Genomic DNA, 14,220 nt, shown 5'->3' with positions numbered 1-14,220 from the left:
CCGCCTGCGCCCTCGGGCTCATCCATCGCGTGCTCCCGGCACCGTCCTACCCCTGGGGGCTGGCAGGCCGCGTGCACGTGGTCGCCACACGCCCGGATTCCCGACGCCGCGGCTACGCCAGGGCCGTTGTCCGCACTGCTCGACGAGCTCCGCACCGAGCACGTCACCCTGTTCGAACTCCACGCCAGCCAGGAAGCGGCACCCCTGTACCGCGAGTTGGGCTTCGCCAGCAGTTCAGCGCTGATGAGGATGACGCACCTGGAGGAGCCGGGCGGTCGGCTCCACTGACCGACGGACAAAGGGTGGCTTCGCAGACGGGGATGCCGCGGAGCCACCCCCTCCGCAGGTGCAGTCCACGCTCTCGTTTCGGGCCGTGGACAGCACCTGCGGCCGTCGACCGGTTCACGCCGCCGCGTAGCTCGCGCGGAACAGCTCCTGGGCGCGCTCCAGGTCCCTCCGGCTGCGCAACTGCACCTCCAGGTCCCCGGTTCCGTGGTGGCCGAGTCCGGTGACGTCGCGGGTGAACCCGGGCACGAGGTCAACCTGCTTGGGGGGCCCGCAGGTAGACGAGGAGCTTGGTCTTCTGCGGCGGGCAGACGCACGCGAAGTTCCGCAGGCGCTGGTATGCGCGGTACTGCTTGCGCTGGATGCGGTTCACGCCGTCACCCAGCCCGAGGTGCACCTCGTCGACCGCCGCCGCCAGCTCGCCCAGATCTACGCACCGGTCGCCCCCACTGCCGCACCGGCCGCGGGCCGGCGCGCCATCCGGGCGGTAGGTGTCCGGCCGGCGACGGAGGCGACGGTCTCAAGGCCCAGGAGGTCGCTGCCGAAGTATCTGCCATCTCACATGGGAGCATATGAAATCCATGCCCTAATTAGGAATTGGCGAGAACTACGACATTCTCCTCGTCTCCAGGGGAGGCTATCAGCTGCCCCCAGATTAAGCCCTACCGGGAAACTGAAGGCCTCGCCGACATTTCAAATCGACACAATGCGGAAATCGCTCACGCCGACGAGTCAGCAAAAAGTCGGCATCGACCCCGTGATCTTGACAGACGGCGCGCAGGGCCACAGTGGCAAGATCTTGGCCCGCCGCTGGCCGCTGGCCCGCAGAGCGTCTGGTAGGCCGTTTCCTTCGGACATCTGATCGTTGATCCGATCGCCGTCGCTGACTGATACCCAATGGGCTCGGGTCGAGCCACACCATCGCGGTGACGTCGACAGCCGCCACGGCGAAGTCGACCACCACGGTGACCCGGATCGCGGCCCGCACGCGCTTAGTTGAGTGGGCGGCCGGGAATGTTGCTGGGGGGCGGGCACGTGTGGGCCGCGATCCGATGCGCGCGGTGGCGTCAGCCGCCGGGAAGGGGATCGGGGTAGCGCTTGAGGACCTGGGCGGGGTGGTCTTCGTCCGTGGGCCAGAGCACCACGTGGTAGCGATCCTCGCCGTCCAGCCCGTCCTCGGAGATGGTGTGCAGGCCGCTGGAGTAAACGCGCACGGCGTATGTGCCTGGCGTGAGGCGGATACGGGGCAGCTCGTCGTCGAAGTCCGCCCCTCCGACGGCAACCGCAGGGGCCCGACGCCCCTTCGACCAGCTGTGGGGCGACCTCGATAGCCGGACGCGAGGGCGCCAAGGTGCGGTGACGCCTTCAGCAAGTCGTAGGTCTTCACATGGTGCGGCGGTCACCCCCCTGGGCTCCCTTCCCCTGCGCACGCAGCCGATCCGTTGGATTCGATCAGCTAGGTCCGCCGGGGCACTTGTCCCGTCATCAGCAGGTCAACGATCTTCTCGGCGAGGTCGTCGACGAAGTTGACGCCAGTGACCACCTGTCGGTAGAAGACGGGCCCCGCGATGATGTCCATGAAGATCTCGACGTCGACGTCTTCGGGGATGTCTCCGCGCTCGATGCCGCGGTTGATCAGGACTTCGCAGTTGGCTCGGCGTCCGTCCAGGAAGTGCCGCCGGAATCCCGCGAGGGTGCCGGGTTCGTGGGCGAGGTCACTCAACAGTGCCGGAAGCGCAGTTCCTGCGGGCGTCGAGGTGTAGTTGGCGATCGTTACTTGGAGCCAGGCGATCAGGTCGTCGCGGGTGTTGCCGGTGTCGGGTACCGGGCCTCGGTCCAGCGTGGCCCCCAGCGCCCAGCCTACGAGGTTTCCCTTGGACGGCCACCAGCGGTAGAGCGTGGCCTTGTGTACGCCGGCACGTGCAGCCACCTGCTCCATGGCCATGCGCTGATAGCCCTGCTCCGCCAACAGCTCCAACGTAGCCTTCAAGATCGCGTCACGACCACGAGGCCCTTCGTCGCTGCCCAGCGCGATGCCGTCGCCCTGCTGCATTGGTTTTGACATGACAGACATTCTCCATGCAAGGATATGCGCGACGCGACGTCGCGTCGCATTGCGTGTCAGCGAAAGGGAGTGGTGAGAGCCGTATGGCGGAACTCCCGGTCACTTTCGCTGCACCCCCTGGCATGCGGAGCGGGATCCAGAGTGGCGGGCCCGGAGCTATATGCCTCTTATGTCCGCATCGATGGAAGGCAGGCGGGTGTCTAAGGTGAAGCTTCCAGGGCGGCCACTCGCGACGGTTCGAGCGATGGCGGCTGCCTGCCTGCTGGGAGGGGTGGCCGGCTGGTCACTGACTGCAGTGGGCGCAATCGCTCCGGGGATCGCGGACGCGTACGGAGTCGAGCTGGCGACGGTGGGCCTTTTCACCACGGCTTTCGCGGTCACCTACGCGCTGTGCCAGATACCCGCTGGTGCGCTGGTTGACCGTGCCGGGTTCCGCTGCGTTGGCGCGGCAGGACTCTCGGTCGTCGCAGCGGCCTGTCTCCTGGCCGCCCTTGAGCCGTGGCCAGGGCTCGCCATCGCCGCCAGACTGCTGGCTGGCGTGGGTGCATCGCTCTGCTACGTTGCCGGCGCGGATCTGGCGCGAGCCAGTGGCGCCGGCCCCTGGGGGCAGGGCGTCTTCGGCGGAATCTCCGCCGCCGCAGGCGGAGTCGCCCTGATCGTCGTGCCGTGGACTGCCGAGGCCCTGGCCTGGCGGTCACCCTGGATTACCAGCGCCATATTCGCCGCCGCCGGACTGGTGACGTGCCTTATGGCGGCCCCCGTACCGGGCACGAAGCGCACACGGGCCGTCCCCAAGGGGGCAAGGCGGTCCGTGCTGAAGGATCGGGAGCTATACCATCTGGCAGCCGTGCACGCGGTCACCTTCGGCGGTGGGATCGTCCTCAGCAACTGGGCGGCACTCATCTTGCAGCGCTCTTGGGATATCGACCGCAGGTGGGCGTATGCCACTGCCTCTCTCGTGCTGCTGACCACGGTCATCAGCCGACCGCTCGGCGGACTTCTGGCTCGCACCCGCCGGCAGCAGGTCCCTATGGCGACGGTGGTGTCGCTGACCATGGGTGCCCTGGCCACGCTGGGGCTGACACGTCCGGGCCCGCCCCTCCTGGCCGTGTGCTGGACACTGCTGCTCGGACTGGCTTCCGGCCTCCCGTTCGCGGCTGTCTTCGCCACCGCGCAGCAGCGCCGCCCGGACCGTCCCGCATCCGCTGTCGGGCTCATGAACGCCCACGCCAACGCGCTGATCTTCGCCGGGACCCCGGCGCTCGGCGCAGCAGTGGGCAGCGGCCACACCTCGGCGGCTCTGACCGCAGCAGCTGTCCTGTGGCTGCTGCCTCTCCTCTTCCTGCCGAACAGCTTGGGGGAGGGCCCCGTCCGCTAGCACTAACCACAGTTTTCGGCCTTCGACGCGGCCGCGCCGCGTGAACGGGACAGGCACCTCCTGATCGAAGGCCGCAAGCGGCGGGAACGCCGGTCGCTGAGGGGCACCCTGCCCCCGGAGTTGACCTCTTTCGCCGCGATCACCAGTAACCCACGCACGGTGCGCAACGGGCTGCCGGTGCCGCACGCCCGGCGCATCGGAAAACTCTCAAAGGGACATGAACATGCGCGTCAACCATGAACGCCTACAGCGGCGCATGGCCGACTTCGAGCTGGACGCGATCGTCAGCACGACGGCTGAGAACCTCACCTACCTCACCGGCATCGACAGCGTCCACCTGGGGATGTTCCCGCACTCCGGGCGCGCCTTCGCGGTGCTGTCGCGGGACACCACCGCGGGCTCCGTATTCGTATGCGGCCGGTGCGAGGTCGACCAGTTCCTAGACGCCGACGAACCCATCGCCGAGGCCATCGGCTACGGACCGTTCTACCGCGAGAACCCCGCGGGCGCCCTGCTGGACGACGACCGCCTCCTGCAGCAGGTCAACGACGACACCCCCTTCGACGATGCGCTCTCCGCACTCGTCTACGCGGTGAAGAAGTCCTCCCCGGGCGGCGGCCGAGTGGCCGTCGACGAGGAAGGTATACCCGCGGCCTTCCTCGAAGCTCTCACCCAGCAGCTGCCCGGCTGGGAGATCATGCCCGGCGCCGCCCACCTGCGCTGGGTGCGCAAGGTGAAGACCCCGGTCGAGCTGAGGCGCGTCGCCGCCGCTGCCGCTGTGGCCGAGAACGCCATCCGCGCCACCGTCGCCCTCATGCACGAGGGCGTCACCGAACGGGAGCTGGTGCGTGAGTTCAACCGCTCTGTAGCCGCGCAGGGCGGCACGCCCAAGTTCACCCTCGTCCGCATCGGCGCCAACGCCGTCGCCGGGCAGCGCCGGCCCACCGGCACGGTGCTGCGCGGGGGCCAGGCGGTCTGGTTCGACGTGGGCGCCGTGGTGAACGGCTACTGGTCCGACATAGCCCGCGTGGCCACCCTCGGCGAGCCTGACCCGCGCATGGCGCACCTGTACTCGGCGATGCTCACCGGTGAGCAGGCCGCCATCGACCAGGCCCGCCCCGGAATGACCGGCGAGGAGCTCTACGACCTGACCATGGACGCCGTCCGCACCGCGGGAGTGCCCGACTACCGCCGCAGCCACGTCGGCCACGGCATCGGCGTCGAGGTCTACGACCCGGTGCTGATTCGCCCCGATTACAAGGACGAGTTGGAGCCCGGCACCGTCGTCAACATCGAGACGCCGTACTACGAGTTCGGCTTCGGCGCCGCACACGTTGAGGACCCCTTCGTGGTCGAGCCCGGCGGCAACCGTCTGCTGACCAGCCTCTCCCGCGACCTGATCGTCGTCGGCTGACCGCCCGCACCGGAACCCTCGCGGAAACACAGTGATCTACAACGACGTACTGGAGACCCTGGGCGAAACCCCGGTCATCCAGCTCCGCAAGCTCCTGCCCGACCCGCAGGACAAGATCTTCGTCAAGCTGGAGGGCGCGAACCCCTCCGGCAGCATCAAGGACCGGGCCGCACTCAACATGGTCGTCCAGGCAGAGCGCAGCGGCCGACTCACGCCGGACTCGACGATCGTGGAATCCACCTCCGGCAACCTCGGCAAGGCCCTCGCCCTCATCGGGGCCGTCAAGGGCTATCGCGTCGTCCTTGTCGTGGACCCCAAGACTCCGAAGACAGTGCTCTCCTACGCCACCAGCCTCGGCGCGGAACTGGACATGGTCACCGAGCCGGACGCCAACGGCGGCTACCAGGCGACACGTATCCGCCGGGTACAGGAGCTCGTAGCGCAGATTCCCGGGGCGATCACGCTCGACCAGTACAACAACCCCGACAACCCCCGGGCCCACATCCAGCACACCGCTCCCGAGATCGCAAAGGACTTCGAGCACCTCGACGCCCTGGTCGCGGCGGTCAGCACCGGCGGGCACCTCAGTGGCCTGAGCACCGGGCTGAAGGAGACGTTTCCGTCCCTGCACGTGCGCGCCATCGACGCCGTGGGCTCGGCCACCTTCGGGCACCCCTTCGCCCCGTACAAAATCCGCGGCATCGGCCTCGGCTGGACACCGGGCAATCTCCGCACCGACGTCGTCGACTCCCTGCACCGTGTGAGCGACACCGAGGCGTTCTCCACCTGCCGCGTCCTGGCCGCCGAAGAAGGGCTGCTGCTCGGGGAGTCCGGCGGTGCCGCCGTCTTCGCCGCCCTGGCCTACGCGACGGAGAACCCCGGACGGACGGTCCTCGCCATCGCCCCAGACGCGGGTGCCAACTACCTGTACGAGTCGTACGACGACACCTGGCTCTGCGAGCACGGTACGGATCCGGACTCTCTCTGGCGTAGCGGCGACGACCTGTTACGCAACGCCCGCTCCCCGCAGTACCCGGCCGCCGCCAGCACCGTGTCCGCTCCCGGCTCCCCTTGCTCCCCCGCCCCCACCGAGGTGTACGCATGACCATCCGAACCGGAGCCGAATACCTGGCCGGACTGCACGACGGCCGTGAGGTGTGGATCGCCGGCCGCCGGGTTGACGACGTCCTCTCCGAGCCCGTCCTCGCCTCCGCCGCGCACAGCATCGCCCGCCTGTACGACCTGCAGCACGATCCGTTCCTGCAGGACAAGCTCACCTACGAGGAGAACGGCGAGCGCTACCCGCTGTCGCTGGCCTCGCCGCGCGACCAGGAGCAGCTGCGACGCCGCGGCGAGGCGTTCCGCACCGTCGCCGAGTCGACCTTCGGCCTGCTCGGCCGCTCGCCCGACTTCATCAACACCGCCGTGACGGCGTTCGCGTCCGCCGCGCCGTTCTTCGCCCGCGCCGACCCGCGTTTCGGCCGGAACATCACCGACTTCCACGCCTCCTGCCTGGCTGCTGACCGTTTCCTGTCGCACGCGGCCATCAATCCGCCACTCAACCGGTCCCAGTCCTCCGCTGAGCAGGAGGACCAGGACGTCCACCTGCGCATCGTGCGCGAGACGAGCGAGGGCGTCGTGGTCCGCGGCGCCAAGCTGATCGGCACGTTGGTTCCCGTCGCGGACGAGATCGTGGTCTTCCCGCTGCCCAAGTACCAGCCCGGCGACGAGGCGTACACGGTGGCCTTCGCGGTCCCCGTCGCCGCCCCTGGGGTGCGCATCATCTGCCGCGAGCCCATCGTGCCCGACCCCCAGCGGCTCCTGAGCAACCCCCTGGCCCCGTACGAGGAGATGGACGCAACCATCGTCTTCGACGACGTCGTCATCCCCTGGGACCGGGTGTTCTTCCACGGCGACGTCGACGACGCCAACCGCCTCTACGATGCCACCACTGCCCGGCACCACACCGGCCACCACGGCATCATCCGCGGCGCCGCCAAGGCGGAGCTGCTGACCGGCATATCCGTCGCAATAGCCGAGATGACCGGCACCAACGCCTTCCTGCACGTGCAGGAGAAGCTCGGCGAGGTGCTCGGATCCCTCGAACTGGCAAAGGGCGGCATCCTGAGTGCCGAGGCCGGTGCCCGGATGTCTAAGTGGGGCACGTGGACCCCGGCCATCGAGCCGATCATGGCCCTGCGCTACCACTTCCCGCGCATGTGCGCGCGGATGATGGAGGTCATCCAAATCCTGGGCGGCGGCAGCCTGTTGAGCACCCCGGCCGAGGAGGACCTGCGCAGCGAGCTGTGGCCGGGCATTGAGCGGTTCTTCCGCGGCACCCGCGGCGTCGAGGCGGAGCACCGCATCCGGCTGCTCAAGCTCGCCTGGGACGCCACCGGCAGTGCCTTCGGCCAGCGGCAGATGCAGTACGAGCGCTACCACTCCGGCGACCCGGTGCGTCTGGCAGCGGCGCAGTACTTCGGGTACGACAAGGCCCCGCTCCTGGACACCGTAAACCGTGCCATGAACCCGGTCCCCGTGCCCGCCGATCTCGGCGCACCGACCCAGCGACAGGGAGCGCACACGTGACCTTGGTACAACAGCAGCCTCGATGCGGGAAGTTGCTCGTTCTCGTCGGCGCCGCGACACCCGCCTCGCGCTCACGATCGGCCGCCGAGTCGGTCTGCGCCGAGGCGGAACGCGCCGGGCTCGAGTCGCGCCTGTGGGACCTCGCCGAGGACCCACTGCCGCTCCTCGACACCAGCCGTGGCGGCGCCGGGCACGGGGCCGGTGCGCTGCGCGACCGTGTCGCCGAGGCCGACAGCCTGGTCCTCGTCACGCCCTGCTATCACGGCAGCTACTCCGGCGTGCTCAAGAACTGCCTCGACTACCTGCGCGCGGACGACCTGCGCGGCAAGCCGGTCGGCATCGCCGCGGTCGGGGCCTCGCTCACTGCGGTCCAGGCGTGCGACCACCTGCGGTCCGTGGCCAGGACGCTGGGGTGCGTCACGGCCCCGACCCAGACGGTCTTCGTCCACTCCGGGCCGGGCGGGCAGGACTCCGACCTGACCCGCGGGCAGCAGGACAGCGCGCTCGGCCGTATCCGCCGCATGGTGGGAGAGCTGCGGGCCCTCAGCGAGGCCACGTCGGCCCTGCGTGGGGCCGCCGAAGCCGATCCGCTCACCGCTGCGGGAGCCGGGGCATGACCGGCACCCCGCAGTGCGGGCCATACGGCGGCCGGGCGGTACCCGCCCGGGAACGAACACGTGTGCAATCCCGCGTCGACGGCGCGGGTCACACCGTCGTCGAGGTGGCGGCGCCGGATATCGCGTCCCGTATCCAGCCGGGCCAGTTCGTCTCGTTGCCGGCGCCGCCCGGCATCGGCCCGCCTGCCCGCTGGATGTTCTCGCCGCTCGGGGTACGCAGACCGCACGGAGCGGAGCCGGCGCTGCGCCTGGTCGCCCAGCGCTCTGCCAACGGTGCGCTCTCCCGGCTGAAGCCGGGCGACCCGCTCGACGCCATCGGGCCTCTGGGCAGTCCGGTCGCCCTGGCGCAGGACGTCAGCTCCGTGGTCGTGCTGGGTCTTGGCCACGGCGCTGCCACGGCGGTGTTCCTCACGGAGACCCTGCGGGCGCGGGGCATTGCGTGTACACCACGGCTGTTCACAACCGGGCCGGCGGCGCCCACGACGGATACACCATGGCGACTGGGCGACGGGACGACCGAGCCCTTGGCACAGCACCGGATCCATGATGCGGGGGACTGGCCCGGTCTCGTACGCCGCACCCTCGACGACGCCGGGGCCGACCACGCGGTCGTCACAGGGCCCCTGGCGCTGCTCCACGCCGCGGCCGACGTGTGCCGTCAGGCGGCGGTGGGCTGCACCGTGCTGCTTGAGCCTTTCATGGCCTGCGGAATCGGGCTCTGTCTCACGTGCGCGGTGCCGCTGGCTGCCACGGACACCACCGGGCCGCGCCACGTGGGCGGCTGCACCGACGGCCCGGCCTTCCCCGCCGAAGCCGTTGACTGGGAGCGCCTGCTGGCGGGTTCAGGAGTCAGAACATGAAGCCCACCTCACTCTCATCACCTCGCTCCGACCGCGTCACAGTGGACCTATCCACCGACCTGGCCGGGCTCCGGCTGCCCCACCCGGTCCTGCTTGCCTCCGGGACGGCGATGTACGGCAAGGAGATCAGCGCCTTTCTCAACCTGGCGCGCACGGGGGGCGTGATCACCAAATCGGTGCTCTCGCGCCCCTGGAACGGCATGCCTCCGGTACGTGGCACCACCACGCCGAGCGGCATGCTCAACTGCATCGGCCTCCAGGGCGAAGGCGTCGGCACCCTCCTCGACGAGCACCTGCCCTGGCTGCGCGAGCAGGGCGCGCGGACCGTGGTCTCCATCGCGGGCCACAGCATCGACGAGTACGCGGAGGTGGCAGCCGCGATCGCCGCGCACCCAGAAGCCGTCGAGACGGTGGAGCTCAACATCTCCTGTCCCAACGTCGAGGACCGCAACAAGATCTTCAGCCGCGATCCGGACTCGGCGGCCCAGGTGGTCGCCGGAGTGCGCGCCGCACTCCCAGACGTCACGCTCCTCGCCAAGCTCAGCCCCGATGTGACCGACATGGTCGAGATCGCGCACGCTTGCGTGGCCGCCGGGGCCGACGCGCTGAGCCTGATCAACACCCTCACGGGGGCCGCCATCGACCTGCGGACCCTCCGCCCCACGCTGTCTGGGACCTTCGGCGGGCTGTCCGGCCCGGCCATCAAGCCGGTCGCCGTGCGCTGCATCTGGCAGGTGCACCAGGCCCTACCAGAGGTACCGATCCTCGGCGGAGGCGGAGTGCGCAGCGGCCGGGACGCCTTGGAGCTGACGCTCGCCGGAGCCTCGGCGCTGTCCATCGGCACCGTGAACTTCGAGGAGCCCGACGCCGCCGACCGCATCACTGCCGAGCTGACCGACTTGCTGGCCGAGCGCGGCATCATGCGCTACCGAGATGCCATCGGCCTGGCCCACCGGGCCGACACACCGACCAAGGAGACCTCGTGACCAGTACCCTTGCCAATACCACGGAACTCAAGCACCTCATACGTGAACTCGCCCTGGTCCAAGGGGAGATCACCCTCGCTTCAGGGAAGAAGTCCGACCACTACTTCGACCTGCGGCGCGTCAGCCTCGACCCGCGCGGCCACGAACTCATCGGCGACGCGGTCCTGGATCACACTCGGGACTGGGACTACGACTGCGTCGCCGGCCTGGTGCTCGGCGCGGTGCCCATCGCCGTGGCCGCCATGGCTGCCGCGCACAAGAACGGCCGGTCGTTGCCGGCCGTTGCCATCCGCAAGGAAGCCAAGAAGCACGGTCTGGGCCGTCGCACCGAGGGCGTCGACCTGGCAGGGCGGCGCGTGCTCCTGGTCGAGGACACCTCCACCACCGGCGGCTCGCTGCTCACCGCCGTCGAGGCCGCGCGTTCGGAGGGAGCCGAGGTAGCCGGCGTGGTTCTGCTGGTCGACCGCGGGGGCAGCCGCGCCATCGCCGACGCCGGCTTGCCCGTGCGCTCCGTCTTCACCACCGACGATCTGAGGTAGTCAAGCCCGTGACCTCCCACCCACACCCGAGCGATGCCGTCACGTCACCCGCTGCCGGCTCTACGCGGAGCATCGCCGTCTACACGGGCTCCGCCGTCGGGGCTTCTCCCACTGTCGCCGCACAGGTCCGTGCCTTCGGCGCAGCTCTGGCCGCACGGGGCATCACCGTGGTCTACGGCGGCGGGCACGTAGGACTCATGGGCGCCCTCGCCGACTCGGCCCTCGCCGCGGGAGGCAGGGTCGTCGGCGTCATGCCCAAGTCCCTCGTGGACAGCGAACTGGCCCACACCGGACTCGACGACCTGCAGATCGTGTCCTCTCTGCACGAACGCAAGGCGCGCATGGCAGACCTCGCGGACGCTTTCGTGGCGCTTCCCGGCGGCTCCGGCACGCTGGAGGAGTTCTTCGAGACATGGACCTGGGGCCAGCTCGGCCTGCACACCAAGCCGGTCTGTCTGCTCGACATCGAGGGCAGCTGGCAGAGCCTCGTGACGATGTTGCAGGACATGGTGGCGCAGGGTTTCCTCGCCCAGCGCCACCTCGATGGCCTCGTCGTCGCCAAGGACGCCGACGATCTGCTGGCGCAGCTGTCGGCCTGGACCCCACCGCAAGCGAAGTGGACATGAAAGCAACCCGCACCCTTGAGTCCGTCGGCTGGCTGCATCTGCGCGACGGACGGCTGCTCGTCGTCCGTTCTGTCGGCCGCGATGCCTTCTACCTGCCAGGTGGCAAGATCGAGCCGGGAGAGAGCCGGAAACAGGCCCTGGTACGGGAAGTCAGGGAAGAGCTCGGCATCGCACTCGCCCCAGGGTGCCTGACCTCCGCCATGCTGGTCACGGCGCCCGCCCACGGCCTCGACAACACCGAACTACACATGCACTGCTACACGGGGCTCGGCCACGGTGAGCCGAAGCCTGCCCGGGAGATCGAGGAGATGGCCTGGGTCGACTCCCGCGACACCGGCCGCTGCGCCCCGGCGGTTGTCACCGTGCTGCGCAACCTGTGCGTCCAAGGGCAATGCGGTTGAACACCGCACCTCGGCCCCCGTTCACCGGCCACTCCCTCTTCTATCCCGGGCTAGGTCTAAAACTGACGGACGCTATTGACAGGTGGGTCTCTCGTATCTAGGAGACCTGCATGATGACCGAACGCGATCTATCGTGGCGTGCGAGGCACCGGCTGGCGGTGCTGCGCCACGGCGGAACGCGATCAGCAACCTGAGTCGGTGGATCCGTGACAGGACCCCCCGGTCCGCTCCCGCGCCCCGCGCCCGGCATCAACCACGGCCGCTGACGCCGCTGGCTCCGATCTTCCGCCGTACCGGAACCAGACCCCTGTCATGTGTGCCGCACCTGCAGGAGAAAGGGCGGGCCCGGAACATCAGCTCCGGGCCCGCCCGTGTCATCCCTCGTCCGGCGCTCCGGCAACGAGGGCCGGATCAGACCCGTGGATCAGCGGTTGGTCCACAGGTTCCAAAAGTGTCCGTTCGCGCACTGGAATTCGTCCCAGTGGTGGCGTTGGACGCCTTCCTGACCCGCCTCCAGACAACCGCCGCGGGTCCAGTACTTGCCGCGATGCACCCAAGCCGGGGGCGCTTCGACGGTATGGGCGGCACGGGCCGCCTGGACCGACTCCCGTTTGGGCTCGGCGGACGCCTGAGCTGTGCCCAGGCCCATGGTTCCCGCGAACGCGATGGCCGCGAGAAGGCTGGCTGCAATGCGCTGACACCTCATGTTTTCCCCCTGGTGTATGCGGTGCTGATGCCCCTTCAGATTCTGGCGATCGAATCCCACGAATCGCAAGAAACCCGCAATTCCGTAGCTGACGGGATCCATGCAGGATGAGTTATGGGAGAGCCGATGAGGGAAGCCGTCCAGGCCCTCCTCCGGTGGCCGTTCCGATGCAGCTGATCACGAAGCCCGGTGCGCCCTACCCGGGCCGGTGGAGGGCGGTCCTCGCGATCTTTCGAATCAGGGCAACGTGCGGGCGGTCGCGGTTTCCGACGAACCAGGTGAGAGCCATCGTGCACGGTGGCGCGTCCACCAAGTCCCGATAGACGATTCCGGGGCGCGGGTAGAAATCGCGAGCCGAGGAGGGGAGAAAACCGATGGCCTGCTTTCGGGAGATCGCGTGAAGTACGCCCTCAACATCAACGGCCGGCGGCCCGAATTGAATGGGAATTCCATTGGGGCGTGGATTGACCGCCCAGAAGTCCCGCCACACCCGGGGCGATTCCGGTGGCATCGTCACCATGGTGCGGGTGGAGAGATCAGCAAGGGTGATCCGCTCCTGCTCGGCCAGCGGATCGTCGGACGGCAAGCAGACGATCCGAGGTTCCTCGGCCAGCTGGTACACCTGGATACCGGAAGGTGCAGGCGGACGGAGGAAGGCCACATCCACCTCACCACGGACGAGGGCCGCGTACTGATTGATGAAGTTGAGGCTGCGCATCTCGATCACCAAATGGGGGTGAAGCCTGTGCAGTTCGTCAAGAATGGCACGGGTGTGCGGCATCGCCGGCTCGGCGGCGAGTGTGCCGACGAGGATACGGCCGGAAATCTCCCGCGACCGCACCTCGGCGACATGGCACAGGTTGGCCATGGCCTCGGTGACGGCACGAGCCTGCGGTAGCAACGCGTGTCCGGACGCGGTGAGCTCGACGGCACGGCTGGTGCGTTCGACCAGTTGGAGACTCAACCGCCGTTCCAGAGCGCGGATCTGCTTGCTCAATGCTGGCTGAGACATAAACAGCCGGGCGGCCGCGCGCCCGAAATGCAGCTCCTCCGCCAGTGTCATGAAGAGACGAAGTTGATGGACGCTCGGCTCGGAACCACCCCCGTTCGAACGAGCAAGCGAGGATAATGCCAATTCGCCGTCAGCACTCATATCCAAAATCTATCGCCACATGAGCATCGGCTCCATAAGCACGCGTAACTCGACTGTGGTGGATGCTTTCTTGAAGCCCGCAGCAGATGCCGAACGCTGCAGCCTGGGTGCCGAAGGGGCGGCATGGCAGCGCGGCGCTGAGCGGAGCCCGCTGACGTCCCCGGGCGGCCGACCGCCGGGGACCGAGGGCAGCCGAAAGCCACCCCTTCCCGTCACCAATCGACGCACTTCCTCACGCCACGGCACTAGGGTCTGTTGTGAAAGCGCTGGTCATAGTACTCCAGCTGTAGATCGTGATCAGACGTCGTGAGACGCTGCCCTTCATGATCGCCAAGCTGCAGTGTGTGGTGTTGGACTGTGCCGATGTCCTTGAGCTGTCCCGGTTCTACCAGTCGCTTCTCGGCGGCGTAGTGAACCAGCCGGATCCGCGGTGGTCGCTCGGCGACGGCTGGGCGACGCTCCACACCGACGGGCTCGTGCTTGCCTTCCAGCGGGTGGAAGACCATCAGCCACCACGGTGGCCGGGCCCCGCTCGGCCCCAGCAGTTCCACCTCGACCTGGGTGTCAAGGACCTGGAACAAGCCCAGGAATGTGCAGCTGA

General features: G+C 68.6%; 15 protein-coding genes and 2 pseudogenes. 12 read left to right on the top strand and 5 right to left on the bottom strand.

Annotation, left to right across the window (positions count from 1 at the left end; all coding sequences use genetic code 11):
* Positions 1–126: 126 nt before the first annotated feature.
* Positions 127–288: a hypothetical protein gene (locus CPH93_RS37090; protein ID WP_231977046.1), complete on the top strand. Its 162-nt coding sequence runs from the start codon at positions 127–129 to the stop codon at positions 286–288.
* 114 nt (positions 289–402) lie between these two features.
* Here CPH93_RS37090 and CPH93_RS33230 read toward each other — a convergent pair.
* The 3 genes and pseudogenes from CPH93_RS33230 to CPH93_RS33225 all read right to left on the bottom strand — a co-directional run.
* Positions 403–837 (bottom strand): annotated as a pseudogene (locus CPH93_RS33230) (DUF5655 domain-containing protein); the annotation flags it as partial.
* A 515-nt stretch (positions 838–1,352) separates the two neighbouring features.
* Entirely contained in the window at positions 1,353–1,499 is a 147-nt protein-coding gene (locus CPH93_RS35965) for a hypothetical protein (RefSeq protein ID WP_159395094.1), read from the bottom strand.
* A 242-nt stretch (positions 1,500–1,741) separates the two neighbouring features.
* Positions 1,742–2,350, bottom strand: a complete 609-nt coding sequence (locus CPH93_RS33225) for a TetR/AcrR family transcriptional regulator (RefSeq protein WP_197708722.1) — start codon at positions 2,348–2,350, stop codon at positions 1,742–1,744.
* Between the two features lie 244 nt (positions 2,351–2,594).
* Here CPH93_RS33225 and CPH93_RS33220 point away from each other — a divergent pair, with 244 nt between their 5' ends.
* The 10 genes from CPH93_RS33220 (at position 2,595) to CPH93_RS33175 (ending at position 11,760) form a co-directional block, all read left to right on the top strand.
* Positions 2,595–3,728 carry an MFS transporter gene (locus CPH93_RS33220; protein ID WP_159395093.1) on the top strand — a complete coding sequence of 378 codons (1,134 nt, stop codon included), beginning with the start codon at positions 2,595–2,597 and terminating at the stop codon, positions 3,726–3,728.
* Positions 3,729–3,951: 223 nt separating this feature from the next.
* Complete coding sequence (locus CPH93_RS33215; protein WP_096214978.1) at positions 3,952–5,142, top strand: M24 family metallopeptidase; 1,191 nt, start codon at positions 3,952–3,954, stop codon at positions 5,140–5,142.
* A gap of 31 nt (positions 5,143–5,173) precedes the next feature.
* A complete protein-coding gene (locus CPH93_RS33210; protein ID WP_096214977.1) occupies positions 5,174–6,247 on the top strand; it encodes a PLP-dependent cysteine synthase family protein in 1,074 nt (357 codons plus the stop codon).
* Complete coding sequence (locus CPH93_RS33205; RefSeq protein WP_096214976.1) at positions 6,244–7,731, top strand: 4-hydroxyphenylacetate 3-hydroxylase family protein; 1,488 nt, start codon at positions 6,244–6,246, stop codon at positions 7,729–7,731. The genes CPH93_RS33210 and CPH93_RS33205 overlap by 4 nt, the downstream gene beginning before the upstream one ends.
* The gene (locus CPH93_RS33200) at positions 7,728–8,348 is read left to right on the top strand and encodes an NADPH-dependent FMN reductase (protein WP_096214975.1); all 621 of its coding nucleotides are present in this window, start codon (positions 7,728–7,730) and stop codon (positions 8,346–8,348) included. The genes CPH93_RS33205 and CPH93_RS33200 overlap by 4 nt, the downstream gene beginning before the upstream one ends.
* Before the next feature lie 62 nt (positions 8,349–8,410).
* Positions 8,411–9,208 (top strand): iron-sulfur cluster-binding protein, encoded by a 798-nt coding sequence (locus tag CPH93_RS33195; protein WP_159395092.1) that lies wholly within the window; start codon positions 8,411–8,413, stop codon positions 9,206–9,208.
* Entirely contained in the window at positions 9,205–10,194 is a 990-nt protein-coding gene (locus tag CPH93_RS33190; RefSeq protein ID WP_096214973.1) for a dihydroorotate dehydrogenase, read from the top strand. Before CPH93_RS33195 ends, CPH93_RS33190 begins: the two co-directional genes overlap by 4 nt.
* Entirely contained in the window at positions 10,191–10,733 is a 543-nt protein-coding gene (pyrE, locus tag CPH93_RS33185; RefSeq protein WP_096214972.1) for an orotate phosphoribosyltransferase, read from the top strand. The genes CPH93_RS33190 and pyrE overlap by 4 nt, the downstream gene beginning before the upstream one ends.
* 8 nt (positions 10,734–10,741) lie before the next feature.
* Positions 10,742–11,359, top strand: coding sequence for a TIGR00730 family Rossman fold protein (locus CPH93_RS33180; RefSeq protein WP_231977045.1), 618 nt, complete (start codon positions 10,742–10,744; stop codon positions 11,357–11,359).
* Positions 11,356–11,760: an NUDIX hydrolase gene (locus CPH93_RS33175; RefSeq protein ID WP_096214971.1), complete on the top strand. Its 405-nt coding sequence runs from the start codon at positions 11,356–11,358 to the stop codon at positions 11,758–11,760. Before CPH93_RS33180 ends, CPH93_RS33175 begins: the two co-directional genes overlap by 4 nt.
* Positions 11,761–12,184: 424 nt before the next feature.
* On the opposite strand, the gene CPH93_RS33170 is transcribed toward CPH93_RS33175, so the two are convergent.
* On the bottom strand, positions 12,185–12,568 hold the full coding sequence (locus CPH93_RS33170; protein WP_231977044.1) for a hypothetical protein: 384 nt from the start codon (positions 12,566–12,568) through the stop codon (positions 12,185–12,187).
* A 94-nt stretch (positions 12,569–12,662) separates the two neighbouring features.
* Positions 12,663–13,619 (bottom strand): LysR family transcriptional regulator, encoded by a 957-nt coding sequence (locus CPH93_RS33165; RefSeq protein ID WP_096214970.1) that lies wholly within the window; start codon positions 13,617–13,619, stop codon positions 12,663–12,665.
* 323 nt (positions 13,620–13,942) lie between these two features.
* Between CPH93_RS33165 and CPH93_RS33160 the strand changes: the two are divergent.
* Positions 13,943–14,209: pseudogene (locus CPH93_RS33160) on the top strand (VOC family protein); the annotation flags it as partial.
* Positions 14,210–14,220 lie beyond the last annotated feature (11 nt).

The sequence above is a fragment of the Streptomyces sp. 2323.1 genome (assembly GCF_900221035.1).
In the GTDB taxonomy this organism is placed as follows: domain Bacteria; phylum Actinomycetota; class Actinomycetes; order Streptomycetales; family Streptomycetaceae; genus Streptomyces; species Streptomyces sioyaensis.
This window is presented reverse-complemented; position numbering and strand designations above follow the sequence as displayed.